This is a genomic window from Parajatrophihabitans canadensis, from assembly GCF_053764775.1.
This window is the reverse complement of the sequence record NZ_CM132445.1, coordinates 252,179-271,636: the sequence shown is the minus strand read 5'-3', so window position 1 is coordinate 271,636 and position 19,458 is coordinate 252,179. Positions and strand designations below refer to the sequence as shown.

Genomic DNA, 19,458 nt, shown 5'->3' with positions numbered 1-19,458 from the left:
TGGCTCGTCCGCCCAGCGGCTGCCCGTGACCTTAGCCCCAAGCGTCATTGTCGAAGGAAAAACGTAGGTCAGCGTTGATCAGTTCGTTCACGCGCTTGCGCATGTGACCTGCTTCAGTTGGCCAATCGTCGCCATCCTCCGGCTCGGTTGTTGGCGATGACTGCACGAAACAGCTCCAGCATCGCCCCCTCGTTGATCTCGTCGTCCAGACGGATCTGGACTGCTTTCGCCGTCGCGTTGTCGTGACCTTGATTGATGACCCCATGCGGGTCTGAAACGGTGGGGTCGTAAATGAAGACATTGACATGAGTTTTCGCAGCAAGCAGCGCGCAGATGTTGCCGTCGAGCACGAAATAGGGCTGGACGGATCGTTTGATGGTTTCTTCAACCGCGTCGTCTGCTGAGTGGACAATCGCTCGAATCCTCTGACATACCGCTTGCTGCCAATCAGGAAGGTTGGCGATGTAGTCATCAACCCGGGAGTCACGACGGGCGCTCATGTTGCCGAGTTCGTGTGGCCGGTCGAGCTCGCCTCTGGCGGGGTCGTGAATTCGCTGGGCTGAACGAGTACGCCGCGGCTTTGCAGCGTGAACAGCAAGGCGAAGGCCGGTCCGACGAGCGCCACGATCAAACCGAATAGGACGACGAGTGCCACGAGGGTGGCATGCGGCGCGCCGGCGTCCGACACGGTCACGGTCGTGCCAGGCAACAGCGTCGGGTACTGGGCGACGCCCCAGCCCCACACGACGGCCGCTACGCCGAGCGCGGCTATGAGCCGCACGCCCGTGCGACGTCCGATCGTCAGCAGCACCACCACAGCCAGCCCGCAACCCGCGGCGAGCACGACAAGCGGAACCGCGCGTCCGGTCAGTCGGTCGTAGAGCATTCGGTTCGAGCTGTGCAACTCGGCGAGCGTCGCCAGTGAGAGCGCCCCGGCCACGAGGGCGGAGAACTGGGCGCGGCGGGTGAAGTAAACGCGCAGCCGCCGGTCGTCGCGGCGGTCGGCTTCCCCCACGAGGTAAACCGCGGCGAGGTAGCCACAGGCGGCGACGAACAGAAACCCGATGAGTAACGAGGTTGCACTGGTCCACGCGGACAGGCTGGCATGGGTACCGTCGGCAGGCACGTGGCCAGTCGCGATAGCGCCGATGACGGTGCCCATGAAGAACGGTGTGATCAGTGAGGAGAAGGCGAACGTCGCGCCAGCGAGACGCTGCTGGCCGGGCGAGGTCAGCTCCTTGCGGAAGGCGAAGCCGGCGCCGCGCAGCACGATTCCGCCGACGGCGAGCCACAGCGGCACCGCCGCCACGCTCATGACCGGGGCGAAGGCGTCCGGGAACGCAGTCCAGAAGATCACCAGGACGAGAACCAGCCAGACGTGATTGGCCTCCCACACTGGGGTGATCGACTCGTCGATCAGGGCCCGCGGTGCCCGTCCCCACCGGGTGGTGCCGGCCAGTAGATCCCACAGGCCCCCACCGAAATCGGCACCACCGAGGATGGCGTACAGACTGACCCCCGCGAGCAGAATGCCCCCGACCGTGTCGGCGATCATCACACACCCACCGAGGTTTCGTCGGGCTTCGGCGTATCCGGCGTCGGTCCGTACGGGACGTCCACCTGATCGGCGTCGCCACGTCGCCAGCGCGCACTCAACATCCGAAGGACGAGGATGGTCGCGACCCCCAGCACCGCATAGCCGACGATGATCAGGGTCAGGGTTGTCACGACCCCGCCGTTTTTCGTAGCTGCGTCGGCCGTGGTCAGCAGCCGGTAGACGGCCCAGGGCTGCCGACCAACCTCAGTGACCACCCAGCCGGCCTCCATGGCAACGATCGCGGCCAGGCCGCTCACGGCACCGAGCAGCCAGAACAGCCGTTGTGATGGCAACTGCCGGTGCCGCCACCAGCTGTAGGCAGCCCAAAGCCCGACAAGTAACAGCAGGGAGCCCAGTCCGACCATGACGTCGAAAGAAAGGTGAATGAGCCATGCCGCTGGGGGCCGCTCAGCTGCGGGTACGGTCTCCCACCCGATCACCCTGGTGTTGGGGCTGAAGCCGACCAGCAGTGAATCCATATCGGGGATCCGGATACCGCCGTAGACATGGCCGTTGACGTAGACACCGCCGAGCCATTCGGGAACGTGCGTGGATGTCTTCGGCACATACTCCATCGCCGCAAACTTGATCGGCTGGTCGTGCGCGATCGCGCGGGCAGCGGTATCACCAACGAAGATCTGAAACGGAGTGAGAATTGCCGCCGGGACAAATCCAAGCGCGAATCCGGTGTAGTGGTAGGCATTCCGATGGCCGCGGAGAATGCCGGTCGCATACACCCCGGCGACGAGGAATCCGGCCACCATGTACGCAGCAAGGATCATGTGCGGCATCTCGTAGGCGGCCGCGCGGTTGAAGAACACCCGCCATGGATTGACCGACGTGATCTGTCCGTCCGCTTCGGTGAACCCACCGGGCTGGTTCATCCATGAATTCACAGCAACAACCGACATCGCGCCGAACACACCGCTGACCGCGATGGGCACACCGGACCAGAAATGAGCCCAACCGCGCAACCGCCCCCACCCATACAGATAGATGGCCGTGAACACGGCCTCGAGGAAGAAGAACAAACCTTCGACACCGAACGGCAGACCGAGCACCGCGCCGTATCGACGCATCAGCCCCGGCCACAGCAGGCCCATCTCGAACGACAACACCGTTCCGGTCACGGCGCCAACAGCCACCAGCACACCCATCGCTTGCGACCAGCGGCGCGCCAGGGTCATGGCGACCTCGTTGGAATGACGCAGACCGATGTACTCAGCAAGAAGCACGAACGTTGGTAAGGCGATCCCAAGGCACGCCAAGATGATGTGAAAACCCAACGTTGACGCCATCTGAGCCCGCGCCGGAACAACATCGCCACTCGCGGGGGCAGCTAGCAGACTGACAGCGTTGACGACCGTCATCTCACGCCCGCGGGCTGTCCAGCCGACGAGCTTTGGCGCCAGTTCGCGAACAGGCGCCGAGTTTGCCACAGTTCATGGCAGCGCCTCCTCGCTGAGCGTGCGACCGCCAATGGCACGGATCGTATAGCGCCTGACCGGCGACCGCGACCCTGACCAACTTGCTTAGACCGATCACCGGCATCACACGGTTAGACGAGCGCCGGCCGCGCGGTCGGTTGACGGCCGTAGCGCGATCAGTCGAGTCCACAGACGGACGTGCTTATTGTGGCTGGGTTGTATGGCGGTCGGGTGCTGCGTGCCGGGAAAGCACTTCTGCGCTCGTCTGTCGGCGCGGCGGCTGAGGCCTGCGGCACAAGGCTCTCGGGGTCGACCGTGGGACGGCGCCGACGTCAGCTGATGTCGATGTAAATGACTTCCACGGCATTGTTGCCGTAACCAAGTCGGTTCCACGGTGGAACGTCCGGTTGGACGTTGCCGGCAGCGTCGGTCGCCCGGGCGCGAAGTGTGTGCCTCCCGACCGCGGTGGCGTCCCAGTCGTAGGACCAGTCCTGCCACTGGTACGGGCCGCGGGGCGGCTGGAGCTGCGCCTCGTTCCAGTCGCCCTCGCCGGTGAGGCTGACCTCCACTCGGGTCACCGGCCCGGTTCCGGACCACGCCTTGCCACGCACGATGCAGGTGCCGGCGCGGATGATCGATCCTGCGGCGGGTTCGGTGATCCGCGCGCGCACCCTCATGTGGGCGACCGTCTCCGGAGGCCGGTCGGCCCATTGGTACATGTAGTGCCCAGTCTGGAACTCGCCAGAGAACGGCTCGGTCAGGACGTCGATCCGCTTGAGCCATTTCACCGAGGCGACGCCGTAGTAGTGCGGGACGACGATCCGGAAGGGTGCGCCGTGGTCGGGGCCCAGCTGTTCGCCGTTCATCTCATAGGCGAGCAGGATCTCGGCGCCCGGATTGGTTACGTGCGCCAGCGGAAGCGAACGGACGAAGGTTACGTCGGTCCGGCTGGTCTCCGGCAGGACTGGGGTCAGGTGGTACGCGCCGTGGTCGGCGCCCTCGAACCGGACTTCGACGCCGTCCGCTGACGGGTGCGCCTGAGCCAGGACCTCGTGTAGAAGTACACCGCCCCACCGCGCGGTGGATACTGCGTAGTCACCCCACGGCTCGCCCGTGGGCAGTGGACGCATCGCCAGGCGCCCGTTGCCGGCGCATTCGAGCGTGACCACGCGCTCGACCTTCGGCATGGCCCGGAGGTCGTCGACCGTCAGCGTTAGCGGACGTTCGACCGCGCCGCCGACCTCGACGACCCCGTCGTGCTCGGGCACGACGAAGTTGCTCCGCACGTAGTGCATCCCCGTGGGCGTGAGCTCACCGCTCAGCGCCTCCGGTGGCGCTTCGGCGTTGTACGGCGCCGGGTTGATCATCTGCAGTGCCGCGCGTCGCCGTTGGAGATCGTCGAGGACTGTCACGTCCGTGCCTTTCGTCGTCAGGTGTCGAGTTCGTTGTAGCGTGTCGGAAAGTTCTTGCCCGTCATCGGGGCGGACCGCGTGCTTGACGGGCTGCACGACGGTCGGGGATTGCTCGCGATCTTCTGGGCGATGGGATCGGCCGGGGCCCGCGGCCCGGAGATGTGATTGGACATCGTCCTCGGTCCGGGCTCGGCCGCTAGTCCGCTGTCGCCATCGCTTCTCCTCGGACTCCTCAACCAAACGAGATACGCGGCCAAACGCCCAATGCACCAGATCAGGACTACTTCGAGCATCACCGACACGCGGTCCGCCGTCCTCATCCACTGTGAATGATTGGAAACCTCGGTCGCAGCACGTCCGTGGCGCCTCCGCGCGGCTATGTTGAGTGGCCGTCGCCAGGGACCGCTGTCAGAGCGGCAAAGCTCGTGCCGAGCCGGTCGGCGATGCTGGACGAGGTGAAGGAGGCGCGTTTACCTGCGCTCAGAAGCACCCGGTTGGGCCTGGCATCACGGATGGAATGCCCGGGCCGAACCACGTTTCAGGGCGCTGAAGCGCACTTCATTCTGTTTGGGCGAGGTCGGCGGATGTTTTGCGGGAGTTAGCTCGGTGTATGCCTAACCGTGCTGCTCGCCGAACGTGGGTCTGCCGCCACTGCCGAGAACAGTGCGGCACTCAGCCGGCCGCAATCGAGGACAGCTCAGGGCGCCGTCTCGCTTTCACGGGAACCGGGTGTTTCATGCCGTACCGAAAGATCGCCGACAACTTCGCCACGCTCGGCCGCGAACTCGGCAGACAACCCACCCCGGATTCCACGCTCACCGCCGTAGTGGACTACGCGGTCGCCGCCATCGAGGGTGCCCAAGAAGCCAGCATCACGGTCAAGGCTCCGAACGGGCGTTTCCGGACCATCGCAACCACCGGCGACCTGCCCATGCAGGTCGACGCGATCCAGTACGAGGTAGGCGAAGGACCCTGTGTCGATGCCCAGCAGGTCCACCACGTGTTCCGTTCCGACGATCTCAGCACCGATGAACGGTGGCCCCTGTTCGGGCCGAAAGCCGTGGCCAGCACCGAAGTGCTCAGCATGATGGCCCACCGGCTGTATCTAGAAGACGACGACACCCTCGGAACACTCAACCTCTACTCACGACAACTCGCCGCGTTCGCATCCCTCGATCTGACCACCCTCGACCTGCTCGCCACTCTGTCAGCCATCGCCCTGGCCAAGGCAGCCGCACAGGATCAGACCGCGAACCTCCAGGAAGCGCTCGCCACCAACCGCGACATCGGCGTCGCGATCGGCATCGTCATGAAGGGCCTTCTCATCCCCAAAGACCAAGCCTTCGACCTACTCCGCGTCGTCAGCCAACGCAGCAACCGAAAACTCCGCGACGTCGCACTCGACGTCATCGACCGCGGAGAGCTGGAGGATGGACCGGCCGCCAGCACCATGCTGAATGAGATCGACTTGGTGCTACATCGACGTCCACGACTGGGGAGCCCCGTCCTCGGGGTAGCGAACCTGCGCGCTCACCTGAACGGGCAACCGATGCATACCCTCGGCGCATCGACGCTGACGGCGGCCGAATTACGCATCCTTCCGCTGCTGTCCACGCACCTGACGTTGTCTCAGGTAGCCGCCCGGCTTAACCTATCTCGTAGCACTATCAAGAGTCACGTGGAGTCCATTTATCGCAAGCTCCACGTGCACTCACGTGCTGAGGCTGTTGCCGGCGCGCAAGAACTTGGGCTGATCGGCGAGTCGAGCAGCGGACAGTGATGGCCGCAAGTGCGGACGAGGGTGAGGTGCGCGAGTTGATGCATTCACCTCCCGGCCGGCCGCTGGTTTGGGTACCGCCGAAGCCTGGCACCCTCCGACGGCTACTGGCACGAACTGCCGAGCCACTTTCGCCTTACGCAGCAAAGGCAAACCTCGCTGTCAGTCCCTTCAGTTCTCTAACGTATGCTGAGGTCGAGCCGTCGGGATCTTGCATCACGATGCAGACACCATTGATCGCATCGCTCGCGGGGTCCTAGATTCGTGTTCGTGCAGTTCGAGCGGATGATGGTGGGCACCAGGCAGCTATCGGTCGTGGCGGAGACTGCCGGCCAGCGGGATGGGTGGCCGGTGTTGTTGTTGCATGGCTTTCCCTACGATCCGTGGTCTTATGCGGCCGTCGCGGACGGACTCGCGGCTGCGGGCGGCCGGGTTGTCGCGCCCTATCTGCGCGGCTTCGGCCCGACCCGGTTTTTGCCGGAGGTGGTATCTCGGACTGGTCAGCAGGCGGCGATCGGGCAGGATGCGATCGAGGTGATCGATGGGCTCGGGCTCGACGGTGCTGTCGTGGTCGGTTTCGATTGGGGTGGCAGGGCAGCGTGCATTGCTGCGGCGCTGTGGCCTGAGCGGATCGGCGGCCTGGTCGCTATCGGCGGTTACGGGATCCAGGACATTGCGGGCTTCGCCGAGCCATCGGTGCCACTGGAGGAAAGCCGCGCCTGGTATCAGTACTACTTTCATGGCGAGCGGGGCCGCGCGGGTCTGGCGCGATACCGGCGTGAACTGACGGCGCAACTATGGCGCGAATGGGCTCCAGGCCGTCCGTTCCCAGTCGAGGATTTCGATCGCGCCGCGCTGTCCTTCGGTAACCCGGACTTCGTGGATGTGGTGATCCACTCTTATCGGCATCGGTATGGTCTGGCGCCTGGCGATCCGATGTATGACGGGATCGAGCGACAGTTGGCGGCCCAGCCGCAGGTCACTGTTCCGACAATCGTTCTGGACCCGACGGAGGATCCGATGGTGATGCCACGGAGCGTCCAGGCCCACCGCGAGCGGTTCACTCGGCTGATTGATCACCGACTTGTCTCAAGCGGGCACGACATGCCACACGACAATCCGGACGCTGTTGTGAAGGCGGTACTTGATCTTCACGAGCTGTCATAGGGCAGCGCCGATGGCGAGCCAGCTGCGCACGTACGCGGGCAGCGATTCCACGTACGCCTCGACCTCGACAAGATCGGCTCGCCGACGCTCGTCATCGCCGGTGACCAGTTCCGGAGGCCCGTCGAACACGTCCTTGTCCGTTGACGCCGATTCAACCAAGATCCGAGGATCGGTATGACCGGATCTAGGGGCGCCGAGCCCTGGTCCTCGCCGCTATACGAGCATCAGGGCGCCTAGCGCTGGGAGAATTCGACATCACCCGCCCGGGGGGTCAACCAACGGCAAGGCCCCAGCGCCCAGCCGGCCAGGGCCGCTCAAGCGCCCATGGCACGGGCTCTGCCGCCCATCTGAGAGAATGTCCGTCTGAGGGATTCGGATCTGGTTGCCCCTAGGGTTTTGCCCGAGGGTTTGGCCAACGATTTTCCGCATCCCCGGGGCCTCTAGCTCAATGGCAGAGCTGCGGACTTTTAATCCGTAGGTTGTGGGTTCGAGTCCCACGGGGCCCACATTTGTGGTGTCTTTCGTCGGCTGACGCCGGCGGGTGGGCCTTCGGTGATGTCGGCCGGTGTTTCGGGTGATGGGTTACAGATACTTCGGTTGATACGTGACAGTCGTGTTCCTGAGCGAGCTGTCTGGTTAAGCAGCTTGGAATCCCGCCGCCGTCGTGACCGATGATCTGGTGTGAGCTGATGGAACTTGAGGTGGTAGCAGCAACCCTCCTCGGGCACGCGAATTCCCTTGTGACTACCGGACATTCCCCGCCTCAGACCGTTCAACTTGCGACGTCAAGCAACGCCGATCGCGGGCGCGCGCGATCGAGGTCGCTTCGACGTCCTCAGCCTGCCCGGCCAGCCGTGGCCGCCTTACGCGACAGTTTTAGATTCTTCGAATCAGACCAAGTCTTGCTTCGACGGGGGGCCCCGGGGTCAACAGGCGAAGGAACCTGATCATAGATCTATTACCTGATCTAGCACGCTCAAACATGACTTCGACGAATGAACCGAGGTCACAAGTAAAGAGGAACTAGACTGGGTCTATATACCTGAGAGCGAGACCTGTGCGCCCACCTTGAACCGCGGCCACTAGAATCGCTGTAAAGTACCGTTCGGCCTCTTGGTCGTCTGGCGAAGATAGGAGGCCCGGTCGTGGATCAGCTGAAGCGCACGCCTCGGTCGGCGCCCGCCGCCAAGGATGCGAAAGTTGGGCCGAAGCGGTCCCAACTCGTACAGGAACGCTCCCGAGACACCCGGCAAAGCATCATCAAGGCCGCACTCGAGCTCTGGAGCGAGCGCGGCTATGAAACCGGATTCGACGACACCAGGGCAGACGAGATCGCGGCCCGCGCCGGGGTAGCAAAAGCCACGTTCTACTTCCACTTCGCGCGAAAAGACGACATCCTCCTCGAGGCCGGTTGGATCACGGCGAAGCGCTCATACGAGGACGCACTCACCACGCTTGCCCGCGGTGGCGTGACGGACGAGGTCATCGATGAATTGCTGATCAACCTCAGCTACCGCGTCGAAAAGAGCCCACGCATCGCGGTACGACGGATGGTTCAGGCTCAGGCGATGGCGGATCCGAACACCCCACGCGATCAAGACCATTTCGGCTTCCAGCGCGCGTTTTTGATCATCTTCATTCACGCCCAAGAGGTTGGCGAACTGCCGAAAACGGTTAGCGCGCAGAGCATTGCATCAATGCTCGAAGCACTGGCCTACGCGGCGATCCGCGAATGGGCCTACGTGGACGACGTTGATCTGCTGGGCCTGCTACGAGAACGAAGCAGCCTGGTCCTCGCCGGCGCACGCCATGTATCGACCGACAATCCCCCGGCAAAGTCACCTTCGAAGCGCAAAACCGGCTGACGCCTTGTCGCCAAAGCTAAACCGGCGGCGGCCAGGGCGCACCAACGGCCGTCCTGGCACGCATGTGACCCGCCTCGATCAGCCGAACACCGACGTCGGTCAAGAACGAGAGCAGATCCGCACGCTCGTCCTCGCTCACGTCCTGCCACGGGCGGGCCGCAAGCTCGTCCGTCCTCGTCTCGATACCGTCGCGCAATGCTCGACCACTCGAAGTCAGCGCACCTGACTCGTCCAGCACACCGCGTCTTGCGAGTCGCTGAACGGCAGCCCCCCAAACTTCGTCCGTGAGCTGTCGCGAGGCACGGAGCATCTCGGTGTCGATGTGGTCCGCGCCCCAGATCGCCGTCAGCGTTAGCGCCTCGCGAGCATCGAGGTCCGCTCCGAGCAACACGGCAATGTGACCGTCACCACGGTATTCGCGAAGTGTGTTGCAGGCCCGCCAGAATCTCGCCCACGGCTCTGCAGGAGCATCGACTGCTTGGTTTGCCGCCGCCAGCGGACGACCAGCGGTATCGAGATCTGCGACGACCGCAGTCAGCACATCAGCCAGCTGGCGAAGCCGATCGGTGTCGACCGTGCCATTGAGGGTTCTCGCCGCCGTCAGCGGTACAGACTCCCCGTGCACCCTGATCACAGCCGAGGGTGAAGCGTCCTTCCACAACGAGTCCCACGTCTGTGCCACGTACCCATGCGGCAGGCCGTGAAATGCTGCAGTGACGACGGCGCTGTCGGCACGTCCTAGCGGTGCCCCACGAACAGCGAAGAACGTGGCTGACGATGGCAGCCCAAGTGCCACGATTTCCGCGCGAATCTCGCGGGAAAACATCATGCTCAACGTGAACGGCTCGGCTGCCGCCCAGAACGAGCGCGACCATGCGACACGATGATCAACCGGCTGCAGCGGTACGTCCACGACTGGCCTCCAGAAGCTCAGTATTCGTCAAACAAGCGTGATTCGTGGCACTGAACGCTGACCGCTCGCCCGGTGACAGGTCATTGTGGCAGTAATTGAGTACGAGCGACGCAGCCGATTCGATGCGACGCTACGGCAACACGAACTGAGGGGTCATGTCCGAAGATATCGAGAATTCCGAACCATCTGCGCCCGGACCGAATTTGCTTGACCTGCTCGCGCTGACTGAGGTCGGGCAGGACCGTTACGTCGCCGAGCACTCGGTAGCCGCCCCGCAGACTGGTCTTTACGGCGGGCAGATCACCGCTCAGGCGCTGCTAGCGGCCGCACGCACCGTCACCGCCGATCGGGCAGCGCATTCCCTGCACCTCAACTTTCTTCGCCCGGGAGACTCGCAGCAGCGGGTTTCATTTGAGGTACAACGCGAACGCGACGGTCGTTCGTACTCCGCGCGTCGAGTCATCGCACGGCAAGGCGACCGGGTCATGTTCAACATGTCGGTGTCGTTCCAGGTTCCTGAGGACGGCCCGGATTTGCAGTCGGTGGAGATGCCCGCCGTCGCCAAGCCTGCTGATTCCGAGCCGATCACCACACATCTGTACGGGATCGAGGTTCGTGACCCCGAACCCGAAGCAAACCTGCATCACCCCAGCCGTGTCTGGCTTCGGTGCCAGAGCGAGATCGGCGCCGACGGCAACCGCAATGCAGCCGCGATGGCATACGTTTCCGACTTGTACAGCGGGATTCCGACGTTCGTTGACCTCAGCCCGAACATCACATTCACCAGCCTTGACCATTCGCTGTGGGTCCATCGTCGCGCGCGGATGGATCAGTGGGTGCTGATGGATCTCATCGGCGTATCTTTCGCATCGAATCGCGGCTGGTACACCGGTCATCTGTACGACGAGACCGGTGTCGTCGTCGGCGGGCTCGCCCAAGAAGTTTTGATCCGGCCGTTGGCATCATCTAGCTGAGGGCGAGACCGTCTGCGCCAGTCAGGCAGCGCGGCCAGCACCTACGCCTGCAGGAAGCTTTCGATCAGCGCGGCCAGCTTTGCCGGCTGCGCGGTCTGTACAGCGTGACCAGCCCCGGGCACGACCTCGGTCCGGGCCCCGGGACGCCTCCGCAGGAACTCCTCGACGTCTTTGTCGCTGACGAACTTGCTGTCACCGCCGCGGACGAGCGTGACGGGAATGTTCAATGATTCGAGGTCCTCCCACAACGGGTTCCAGTCCTTGGGATCGCGGGCGCGCATGCCGCCGGCCTGCATTCCAGCGATGTCGTAACGCCACCGCCAGCGGCCGTCCGGGAGCTGGCGGGCGTTGTTGAGTACGCCACGTCGAACGGCCTCGACAGTCCGACCGGGCGAGGCCTGCGCCGTGATCTCGACCATCTTGTCCAGGCTCGGGAAGAATTCCGACCCGGCCGTGAGGGCAGTCGTGCCACGATCCTCGGTCGTCATTTTGGCGGTATTCGTCAGCACACCTGGCGTCACATCAACGATCAAGGCCCGCTGCACCAGGTCGGGTCGTTTGGCGGCAAGTCGTATCGTCGTCAACCCGCCAAGCGACATGCCCACAACGGCCGCGCCGGCGGGCGCAACCACCTCGAAGGCCGACGAAATGGCCTCGGCGTTCTGGAACGGCGAATAGTCGTTGTCCTCGCGCCAGTCCGAATGGCCGTGACCGGGCAGATCCAGGGCTACCGCAGGACGGCCGAGCGTGACCGCGACAACGTCCCAGGTATGCGCGTTCTGGCCGCCACCGTGCAGAAAGACGATCTCAGGGTCGCCGGTGCCCCAGAAGATGCCACTCACCTTCTGCCCGTTCGACACCTCGATGTCGCGCCGGGCTACCGACGGAGCCTCACTCGGCGGCACTCCGAGATCTGCAAAGAGGTCGGGCAACGTGGCCCATTCGTCGTGCTCGGCAACAACACTGTCCGTCATCAGGGGCCTCCAGGCGCGATCGACACAGCAGACTTCAACGTCGAGTTGGATTCTGCTCCGCGCTCGGCCTGAGCGGGCTGAGGTGTGAGGTGTAGAACGCCGGAGGGCCGTCGGCCTCGCCGCCGGCTTGGCATCCGGCGCGGTGACTGAGCGCCGTCTCAGATAACCGTTCGTCCAGCATCTACCCGTAACGTCGCGCCGTTGATCGACTTCGCACGATCGGAGGCCAGAAAGCTGACCGCGTCGGCCACGTCCTCAGGCATGGCGAACCGGCCCATTGGCACGTGTGACAGCGCCGCCCGCCGAAACGATTCATCAGATAGTTCGGCCCGATTCAAGTCGGTCTCGATCATGCCGGGAGACACAGCGTTTGTGCGCACACCGAGCGGGCCGAGTTCGAGAGCCATCTGCTTGGTCAACATCGCCACACCGCCCTTCGCCGAGGCATACGCAGTGCAATCCGCGCTGGTGATCACATCGTTCGTGGACGAGATTTGGACGATCGAACCGCCTGCTCGCTCGATCATGATTCGGGCAATCACTTGGGACACGATGAAGTATCCGGTTAGGTTCGTAGCCAACGTGGCTTGCCAGTCAGCATCCGTGATGTCCAGAAAAGTGGCCCTGCGCATGATGCCGGCGCAATTCACCAGTACGTCGATCACGCCGAACTCACCAACCACCGCCCCCGCGGCGCGCTCAACCTCAGCCCGCCGGGTTACATCAACCTGTGCAGTCACAACATGGCCGCCCGCGTGGGTTATCGCCTTGCCAACGAGACGGGCGGCGTCGGAATCGCTGTGGTACCAGAGGACCGTCGTGGCGCCATCACCGGCCAATCGGCTCGCGATGGCTGCGCCCAGACCCCTGCTCGCCCCGGTGATCACGGCAACCCTGCCGGTGAGCGGCCCCGTTCCGGGCTTGGGGCCGCTCACCGGCAAGGAACTCATGGCAGCAACCTCACGAGAGGTTCAGCGCCGCCGTGGCCTTGTCCCACGACGTGATGTCGAACCATTGGCTCAGCGGGGGCGCGGTGGTGATCGCACCAACCTCCTTCGCGAGATCCTCTTGCTGCTGCGCGGATGCCGTCGAGAACACGTCCTTCTCAGCTGGGAAGGTATTGGCCGACTTCAGCTGGGTGTAGAGGTCTTGAGCTTCCTTTTCGGTTCCGCCACCGTAAGCGACCGAAGCCTTTACCCACTGGGCCTCGTCGGTGTTGAAGATCTGCGCCGCCTTGATCCACGCTTCGTCGACGGCCACCGCCAGATCAGGGTGGCTGCTGTACCACTTCGGCGAGGCCGAGAGGTAGGAGTCAGCAAGTTCAGGTGCAGCGTCCGACATCTTCGCCAGGTCGTTGAAGCCCGCGGAGGTCAGCTTCGGCACATCACCGACGTGCACGAAGGTCGCGTCGATGTGGTGGGTGAGCATCGCGCCAACCCGAACCGACGCGCCACCGGCAACGGTGACCTTCACCTGGGACGGCTGGATGTTGTTCTTCTTCAACAGGTCGGCAAACATCAGCGCTTCCACGCCGTGGATGTTCGAGGTGCCATAGATCTTGCCCGGAAGGTCGTTGATTGATTTCAGTGAAGGCGCACCGATGAAGTGGTAGTCCAGCCGAGGCTGGCTCGGACCGAAGATCTTCAAGCCTGAATTGATCGCGCCTGATACCGCGAAACTACCGAGATCAGCATCGCCGGCCAACACAACCCGCACCCCCGCCGGGTCACCGGTCTGGTTGATGATCTTCGTCTTTGCACCCCAGCCATCGAGGATCGTGGCCATCAACGCAATTCTGGAATCCTGCTGCTCCGGCGCGGCACCAACGGCAATGCGGATGCTCTGCCCGGTCAGGTTCGGCGTACCGTCGGCGTTGGTCTTTGCGGCGGCAGGCGCGGCGGAGGTACTGCTACCTGAACACGCAGCCAGCAGACTGACGGCGGCGGCAGCAGCGACGACAGCGCCACCAAGTCGCTTGGCGCCGCGTATGTGCGGTTTGATACCGTGCATCTCGAGTAACCCTTCATTGTCATGGCTCGTGGTGGCTAAAACCCGATAACGCATAAGGGCGATCGGGCCTATCGGAGGCGAGCTGGCAGCTGACCGCGGAGATCAGGCGAGCTCGAGAACGATCTGCAATACGTGGTCGCGGATCTTCGCGACTTCTGGATTACCCAACAAATCGGCATGGGTGCGCGGCTTGTTGAATGGCACCTCGACCGTTTCGCGGACGCGACCGGGCGACGTGCCCATGACGATGATTCGATCGGAGAAGAAGACCGCTTCGTCGACGTCATGAGTAACCAAGACTGTGGTGGCGCCGATCGAACCCAGGATTCCGGCGATGTCTTGCTGCAACCGCCTGCGGGTAAACGCATCCAGGGCTGATAGCGGCTCGTCCATGAAGAGCACGTCCGGGTCGCAAGCCAGCGCGCGAGCCAGACCAGCTCGTTGTTGCATACCGCCGGACAGTGCGTACGGGTAATAGTCCGCGAAATCCAGCAGATTCGTGAGGCGCAGCTTCTCTTCGATGATCGCCTTGCGATCAGCAGACGGCAGCTTCTTGTGCTCGAGTGCAAAATCAAGGTTGTCACGGACGGACCGCCAGGGCAGCAATGCCGGCTCCTGAAAGACAAAACCGATCGCGGGCGGGACACCGTTCACAGTCTGACCATTGACCTTGATATAGCCGGTATCGCCCTCGATTAGTCCGGACATCATTCTCAGCAACGTCGTCTTGCCGCAGCCCGAGGCGCCGATCAGCGAGACGAACTCGCCACGCTGCACGGTCAGGTTCACCGCGGCGAGCGCTGTGAACATCTCGCCTTTGCGTCCCTGGTGCCGGTAGGTCTTGGACACGTCGGAGACCTCGATGGCCGCCGTATTCGTGAATGTCATTGTTTCCTCTGTGATCTGGATCGGTCAGACGCGGGTGTGGGTATGGCCACCGGTGGACCACGGCGCAAGCTTGCGGCGCAGGACCTCGAGGACTATGGTGCCGATGACGCCGACCAGCGAGGAGCTGACAATCGCAGCAAGCAATGGCGCCGTTTGGAATGCGTCGCCGTAGTTGATGATCAGACCGCCAAGCCCCTTCAGGCTGATGTCCATCTCACCGATGATCACACCAATCAGCGCCTTCGCGAGCGCGATCCGCAGACCGGCGAAGATGTACGGAACCGCATTCGGCACCGCGACGTTGCGGACCACCGACCGTTCTTTCGCGTGATAAATCTTCGCCATATCAAGGAGAATCGGGGGCGTGTTCCGGGTACCTTCTGCGGTGTTGATGATTACCGACCACACCGATAGCAAGAAGGTGATCGTCACCTCCGCCTTGAACCCGATGCCTGTCCAGATCACGACCAGCGGGGTGAGTGCAATCAACGGCGTGGCCTGAAAGAAACTCACGTAGGGGTTAAGAATTCGCCACGCTATCTTCGACCGGCCCATCAGCACCCCGACGGCGATGCCGACGATCGCCGCCAGGCCGAACCCGACAACGAGCACTTCCATCGCCCGTAAGAACGCCGTGCCGAGCTCGCCGGACTTCAGGATGTCCCAGAAGGCCTTGGCGACATCGTCTGGTGTCGCTAGCAGGATCGGGTTGATGTGCGATCCGATGATCTGCCAGGCGCCCAGAAAGATGACGACAGAGATGATCGGAAGAACCGGTGGTAACAACAGGAACTTCAATACCGGGTTACGCGCCTTCTTGCGTACCGGCTTTTCCGCCGACGGAGCCTGCGCTTTGCTGTGCTTGTCGACCCGTTCTCGATCGGTAAGTGCCACGACGCCTCCTCGGACGAATGTCGGCTGGGTTGTCTATCAGTCGATCGTTGAGTTCCGAGCTACCGTAGCTTCGGCAGCACTTCGGTCCCGAGCAACTCGATTTGCTCGAACCACCGGTCGAACTTGAAGCGGAAATCGAACACGAGATGTTCGACGCCGAGGTCGGCAAACTTCTTTACCTCGGCAACCGCCTCGTCGGGGCTACCGGCAATGAGCTGGCCCTCGAGGTCTTCGACCGTTTCGAACGAGCCCGACGGTGGCTTGACTGCGAACTTTGCCTTGTTGGCCCAGGCGAGCAGGCCGGGGATGTTCACGTCGCGCAGGGCCTCTTCACGTGTCGCTTCGATCGAGGTCGGCGGGATGACGGCCAGAGTCGGCATCGCCTTGCCCTGCTCGGCCGACAGCTCGCGCATCGTGTCAATACGCTTGGCCATCGTGCCGAGTGAAATCCGGCCGGGCATCCAGCCATCGCAGAATTCCACGGCCAGCCGAGCCGAACGAGGCGTCGCACCGCAGTACCAGAAAGGAACACGGCCGCCGACCGGCTTCGGCTCGATGCTGATATCTGTAAAGCTGAAAATGTCATCTGAGTAGGTGACGTTGTTCTCGGTGAAGACTCGCTTGAGAATCTCGGCGTTCGACCGGACCATCTCGACTCGATCCTTGTCGCCCCAGCCAATTGCGTCGAACTCGTGATCGAAAGTGCCGGCGCCGAAACCGAGGATCAACCGCGGTCCGACCAGTTGGGTGATCGTGCCGGCCATCAGCGCCGTCAGCAGCGGGTGGCGGAACGGGATCAGCGAGCCCGTTCCGAGCTCGATGCGACTGGTCACGGCACCGATGGCGGTGAGGGTCGTCAGTGCGTCGTAGAAGGACTTGTTCGGCGCTTCCATCTCACCGTGCGGTTCGAAGGCCAGATGGTCACGTACCCAGACCGAATCGAACCCGAGCTCCTCGGCGCGCTGGGACCCGCGGAGCAGGTTGTCCTTGGAAGCGTGCTCGCCGAAGTGTGGAAGTAACAAGCCGAATTTCATTCGTGTTTCCTCATCTATGAGATCGTGCGGTGCAGCGTTGTTCAGTAGGGCCGGTCGCCAGCTTGTCGTGCAGTCGGTCAGCGCGTTACCGCGAGCCGTCCTTGGCCCGGTACCCCGACGACCTTGCCGTCTTGAAGAACGGCTTCACCGCGGACGTAGGTGTGTTCGATGTTGGCGTTGATCGTGCGCCCGTCGTACGGAGTCCAACCGCAGCGTGACAACACCCCATCGTTGGTGATTGTCCAGGGCGAGTCGAGGTTTGCGACCACGATGTCGGCATCGCGACCGACCTCGAGAGCTCCCTTGCTGGTGCCAAGACCGAACTTCGCCGCCGGCCGGTACGCAACGAGGTCGGTGACCCGGTCCAGGGTCAGCTGGCCTTTCGTCACTGCATCAAGCAAAAGCGGGTAGTAGTACTGGATCCCAGGAGTGCCGGTATGCGCGCTCCACATCTTGGTCCAGCCGACCTCTTTCTCCTCGCGCGTGTGCGGCGCGTGGTCTGAAGAACACATGTCGATCGTTCCATCGCGCATGCCCTCCCAGATCGCCGCGCGCCCCTCGTCCGGCACCCAGTAGGAAAGCGCGTACGGGCCGAGTCGCTCGACGTCGTCCCAGGTCGACAGGAACGGTCCCCAGTGGTTGACCTCGCACGTCACATCGATGCCACGCGCCTTGGCCCGACGGACGGATTCGAGCGAGCGACGCGTCTGCATGTGGGCGATGTGCACCGGGCAGCCTGAGGCCTCGGCCAGGCGCAGTACCACGTCGATGGCGGTGTCCCAGATGACGCCGTTGCGCTCGGCGTAGGCCTTGGCGTAGCCCTGCGGGGTGTTTTCGCCGCGCTCCCAGTACTGCTTTTCGATGTAGTCCATCAGAGCCTGATCGTGCGGGTGGATGATGAAACGCTTACCAGTGGTGGCGATCTGGTCCATCATGCGTAGCAGGTCACCGTGATCGTGCATACCGGTCCCTGCTGGGTGCGGATACTCGCGGCCGGTGTCGACGACCATGTAGACCTTGTACGCCTGGATACCGCGTTCGGCCATGGCCGCGATCTCGCCGGCCTGTGTCGCGGCCGGGTTGTGGTTGTAGTCGACGATCGATTTCTCTGCATACATAGCGAGAACATCATCGAGTGTCTGTGCGGTAGTCGTTGCCGGCTTGAGGTTCGGCATACCGAAGATCGTGGTCACCCCGCCGACGGCAGCTTGCTCGGTGGTGGTCCGGATGTCTTCCTTGTGCTCGTAGCCGGGCTCCCGGGTGTGCACGTGAACATCGACCATCCCCGGCAGCACATGGCGATCGGTGGCGTCCAGGGTCGCGTTCGCCTCAGCCGGCACCGAGCCGTCGACGAGGCCGACGATTCGGCCGCCATCAACGAGCACGTCGGCTCGAATGGTGCCCGTCGGGGTGGCGACAAGTCCGCCGCTGATCCGAAGATCGATGCTCACTGCGATACCTCCAAGTTTTCACTGCGGATTTCGACATCAACTGGCCTCACGTACCGGTCGAACCACTCGACCAGCCTCGGCGTAACTTCGGTCCAGTACCGGTCGTACGCGGCATAGTGTGTCGTTTTACGTTGCATGACAAGGGTTTTCGGTCCGACGGCGGCGTCGTACAGGCGCTGTGCATGATCGGTGGGCGTGGTCGCATCACCCTCGACACCGATCACCATCAACGGCGTCCGCAGGCCAGTCGCTGCATCTATCGGCCGGTACTCGAGAATCTCCTCGGCCGAACCCAACGTAACGGCGGTGGGGATCCGCTCGTCAACGTCGGATTTCACGGTGGTCGTGCGTCGTTCCGGCGTCGGGATCATGATCTGCTCCCGTGGGTGCACCAGACGCCCCTTGCCGGTGAGCACTCGATCGCGTCCGTCCTGTTCGAGATCGGCCAGGTACGCAAGCCATTCGTGCTCCTGTCGCATCCGATGCAGCCAGTCCCGACCGTCGGCCACCGGGACCTGGCTGACTGCGGCACGAATCCGGTCGTCGGCGGCGGCAAGCAAGATTGCGTTGCCGCCGCCGGTACCGCCGGTTCCGAAGACACCGATGGCATCTGCGACCACGTCATCACGCGTGGTCAGGTAGGTGACGGCGTTGCGCAGGTCCTGTAGCTGGCCTGACGGCGAGAGAACGCCCTGGTCACCTTCGGAGTCGCCGAAGCCGCGGTAATCGAACACGAGCACGCCGAAGCCTGCCTCGGTCAACGCCTCGTGATAGCGCACGTAGAGCTTTGCGTCCTTCAGGCCAAGCCAGCCGGGACCCTGAACGATCGCACGCACCGGGCCTACACTCGCATCGGGCGTTCGCCACAGGCCGCTGACCCGATACCCGTTGCTATAGAAGGAGATTGGTTCGGTCTTCAATGAGAGATCCTAAGTTTCATAGATAACCGCTTGACTACGGTATCCAATGTGCAAGGCGCGTATAGCCTCCGGCCGGGGCCGACAAGAGCTATCCGATATTTAGCTGTGGTCGTTACGCCGCCGAAACTCTAGGCCTCGGTGTTTACTTCAACGAA

General features: G+C 63.1%; 18 protein-coding genes and 1 tRNA gene. 5 read left to right on the top strand and 14 right to left on the bottom strand.

Features of this window, described 5'->3' with window-relative positions; translation table 11 throughout:
* Positions 1-113: 113 nt before the first annotated feature.
* The 4 genes from ACSMXN_RS01260 to ACSMXN_RS01245 form a co-directional block, all read right to left on the bottom strand.
* Positions 114-500 carry a DUF1801 domain-containing protein gene (locus ACSMXN_RS01260; protein WP_022916051.1) on the bottom strand — a complete coding sequence of 129 codons (387 nt, stop codon included), beginning with the start codon at positions 498-500 and terminating at the stop codon, positions 114-116.
* Positions 497-1,555 carry a cytochrome d ubiquinol oxidase subunit II gene (locus ACSMXN_RS01255; RefSeq protein WP_022916050.1) on the bottom strand — a complete coding sequence of 353 codons (1,059 nt, stop codon included), beginning with the start codon at positions 1,553-1,555 and terminating at the stop codon, positions 497-499. Before ACSMXN_RS01255 ends, ACSMXN_RS01260 begins: the two co-directional genes overlap by 4 nt.
* On the bottom strand, positions 1,555-3,036 hold the full coding sequence (locus tag ACSMXN_RS01250; protein WP_022916049.1) for a cytochrome ubiquinol oxidase subunit I: 1,482 nt from the start codon (positions 3,034-3,036) through the stop codon (positions 1,555-1,557). Before ACSMXN_RS01250 ends, ACSMXN_RS01255 begins: the two co-directional genes overlap by 1 nt.
* 320 nt (positions 3,037-3,356) lie before the next feature.
* Positions 3,357-4,436 (bottom strand): sulfite oxidase, encoded by a 1,080-nt coding sequence (locus tag ACSMXN_RS01245; RefSeq protein WP_455407672.1) that lies wholly within the window; start codon positions 4,434-4,436, stop codon positions 3,357-3,359.
* A gap of 736 nt (positions 4,437-5,172) precedes the next feature.
* Between ACSMXN_RS01245 and ACSMXN_RS01240 the strand changes: the two genes are divergently transcribed.
* Together ACSMXN_RS01240 and ACSMXN_RS01235 are read left to right on the top strand one after the other, a co-directional pair.
* On the top strand, positions 5,173-6,216 hold the full coding sequence (locus ACSMXN_RS01240) for an ANTAR domain-containing protein (RefSeq protein WP_022915377.1): 1,044 nt from the start codon (positions 5,173-5,175) through the stop codon (positions 6,214-6,216).
* A gap of 267 nt (positions 6,217-6,483) precedes the next feature.
* Positions 6,484-7,380 carry an alpha/beta fold hydrolase gene (locus ACSMXN_RS01235; RefSeq protein WP_455407671.1) on the top strand — a complete coding sequence of 299 codons (897 nt, stop codon included), beginning with the start codon at positions 6,484-6,486 and terminating at the stop codon, positions 7,378-7,380.
* Here ACSMXN_RS01235 and ACSMXN_RS01230 read toward each other — a convergent pair.
* Positions 7,375-7,539 carry a hypothetical protein gene (locus tag ACSMXN_RS01230; protein WP_022915380.1) on the bottom strand — a complete coding sequence of 55 codons (165 nt, stop codon included), beginning with the start codon at positions 7,537-7,539 and terminating at the stop codon, positions 7,375-7,377. The genes ACSMXN_RS01235 and ACSMXN_RS01230 overlap by 6 nt on opposite strands.
* Positions 7,540-7,814: 275 nt before the next feature.
* Here ACSMXN_RS01230 and ACSMXN_RS01225 point away from each other — a divergent pair.
* Positions 7,815-7,886: transfer RNA gene (locus ACSMXN_RS01225), tRNA-Lys, on the top strand.
* Positions 7,887-8,525: 639 nt separating this feature from the next.
* A complete protein-coding gene (locus tag ACSMXN_RS01220; protein ID WP_022915381.1) occupies positions 8,526-9,245 on the top strand; it encodes a TetR/AcrR family transcriptional regulator in 720 nt (239 codons plus the stop codon).
* Between the two features lie 16 nt (positions 9,246-9,261).
* On the opposite strand, the gene ACSMXN_RS01215 is transcribed toward ACSMXN_RS01220, so the two are convergent.
* Positions 9,262-10,158 (bottom strand): SCO6745 family protein, encoded by an 897-nt coding sequence (locus tag ACSMXN_RS01215; protein WP_022915382.1) that lies wholly within the window; start codon positions 10,156-10,158, stop codon positions 9,262-9,264.
* Positions 10,159-10,313: 155 nt separating this feature from the next.
* On the opposite strand from ACSMXN_RS01215, the gene ACSMXN_RS01210 reads away from it, so the two are divergent.
* Positions 10,314-11,132, top strand: coding sequence for an acyl-CoA thioesterase domain-containing protein (locus ACSMXN_RS01210; protein ID WP_022915383.1), 819 nt, complete (start codon positions 10,314-10,316; stop codon positions 11,130-11,132).
* A gap of 41 nt (positions 11,133-11,173) precedes the next feature.
* On the opposite strand, the gene ACSMXN_RS01205 is transcribed toward ACSMXN_RS01210, so the two are convergent.
* The 8 genes from ACSMXN_RS01205 to ACSMXN_RS01170 all read right to left on the bottom strand — a co-directional run bounded on the left by ACSMXN_RS01205 (position 11,174) and on the right by ACSMXN_RS01170 (position 19,303).
* Positions 11,174-12,106 (bottom strand): alpha/beta fold hydrolase, encoded by a 933-nt coding sequence (locus ACSMXN_RS01205; protein ID WP_022915384.1) that lies wholly within the window; start codon positions 12,104-12,106, stop codon positions 11,174-11,176.
* A 158-nt stretch (positions 12,107-12,264) separates the two neighbouring features.
* The gene (locus ACSMXN_RS01200; RefSeq protein WP_022915385.1) at positions 12,265-13,056 is read right to left on the bottom strand and encodes a glucose 1-dehydrogenase; all 792 of its coding nucleotides are present in this window, start codon (positions 13,054-13,056) and stop codon (positions 12,265-12,267) included.
* 10 nt (positions 13,057-13,066) lie between these two features.
* Positions 13,067-14,116 carry an ABC transporter substrate-binding protein gene (locus ACSMXN_RS01195; RefSeq protein WP_196811439.1) on the bottom strand — a complete coding sequence of 350 codons (1,050 nt, stop codon included), beginning with the start codon at positions 14,114-14,116 and terminating at the stop codon, positions 13,067-13,069.
* 102 nt (positions 14,117-14,218) lie between these two features.
* Complete coding sequence (locus ACSMXN_RS01190; protein WP_027139947.1) at positions 14,219-15,004, bottom strand: ABC transporter ATP-binding protein; 786 nt, start codon at positions 15,002-15,004, stop codon at positions 14,219-14,221.
* Between the two features lie 24 nt (positions 15,005-15,028).
* Positions 15,029-15,898 (bottom strand): ABC transporter permease, encoded by an 870-nt coding sequence (locus ACSMXN_RS01185; RefSeq protein WP_022915386.1) that lies wholly within the window; start codon positions 15,896-15,898, stop codon positions 15,029-15,031.
* 59 nt (positions 15,899-15,957) lie between these two features.
* Entirely contained in the window at positions 15,958-16,932 is a 975-nt protein-coding gene (locus ACSMXN_RS01180) for an LLM class flavin-dependent oxidoreductase (protein ID WP_022915387.1), read from the bottom strand.
* Positions 16,933-17,009: 77 nt separating this feature from the next.
* Entirely contained in the window at positions 17,010-18,383 is a 1,374-nt protein-coding gene (locus ACSMXN_RS01175) for a dihydroorotase (protein ID WP_022915388.1), read from the bottom strand.
* A complete protein-coding gene (locus ACSMXN_RS01170) occupies positions 18,380-19,303 on the bottom strand; it encodes a CocE/NonD family hydrolase (protein ID WP_022915389.1) in 924 nt (307 codons plus the stop codon). The genes ACSMXN_RS01175 and ACSMXN_RS01170 overlap by 4 nt, the downstream gene beginning before the upstream one ends.
* Positions 19,304-19,458: the final 155 nt, after the last annotated feature.

Bases quoted from the DNA above. Each gene is read 5' to 3' on its own strand.
- ACSMXN_RS01205 (WP_022915384.1), bottom strand. From the start codon at position 12,106: ATGACGGACAGTGTTGTTGCCGAGCACGACGAATGGGCCACGTTGCCC.
- ACSMXN_RS01190 (WP_027139947.1), bottom strand. From the start codon at position 15,004: ATGACATTCACGAATACGGCGGCCATCGAGGTCTCCGACGTGTCCAAG.
- ACSMXN_RS01240 (WP_022915377.1), top strand. From the start codon at position 5,173: ATGCCGTACCGAAAGATCGCCGACAACTTCGCCACGCTCGGCCGCGAA.
- ACSMXN_RS01195 (WP_196811439.1), bottom strand. From the start codon at position 14,116: ATGCACGGTATCAAACCGCACATACGCGGCGCCAAGCGACTTGGTGGC.
- ACSMXN_RS01200 (WP_022915385.1), bottom strand. From the start codon at position 13,056: ATGAGTTCCTTGCCGGTGAGCGGCCCCAAGCCCGGAACGGGGCCGCTC.
- ACSMXN_RS01255 (WP_022916050.1), bottom strand. From the start codon at position 1,555: ATGATCGCCGACACGGTCGGGGGCATTCTGCTCGCGGGGGTCAGTCTG.
- ACSMXN_RS01180 (WP_022915387.1), bottom strand. From the start codon at position 16,932: ATGAAATTCGGCTTGTTACTTCCACACTTCGGCGAGCACGCTTCCAAG.
- ACSMXN_RS01260 (WP_022916051.1), bottom strand. From the start codon at position 500: ATGAGCGCCCGTCGTGACTCCCGGGTTGATGACTACATCGCCAACCTT.
- ACSMXN_RS01210 (WP_022915383.1), top strand. From the start codon at position 10,314: ATGTCCGAAGATATCGAGAATTCCGAACCATCTGCGCCCGGACCGAAT.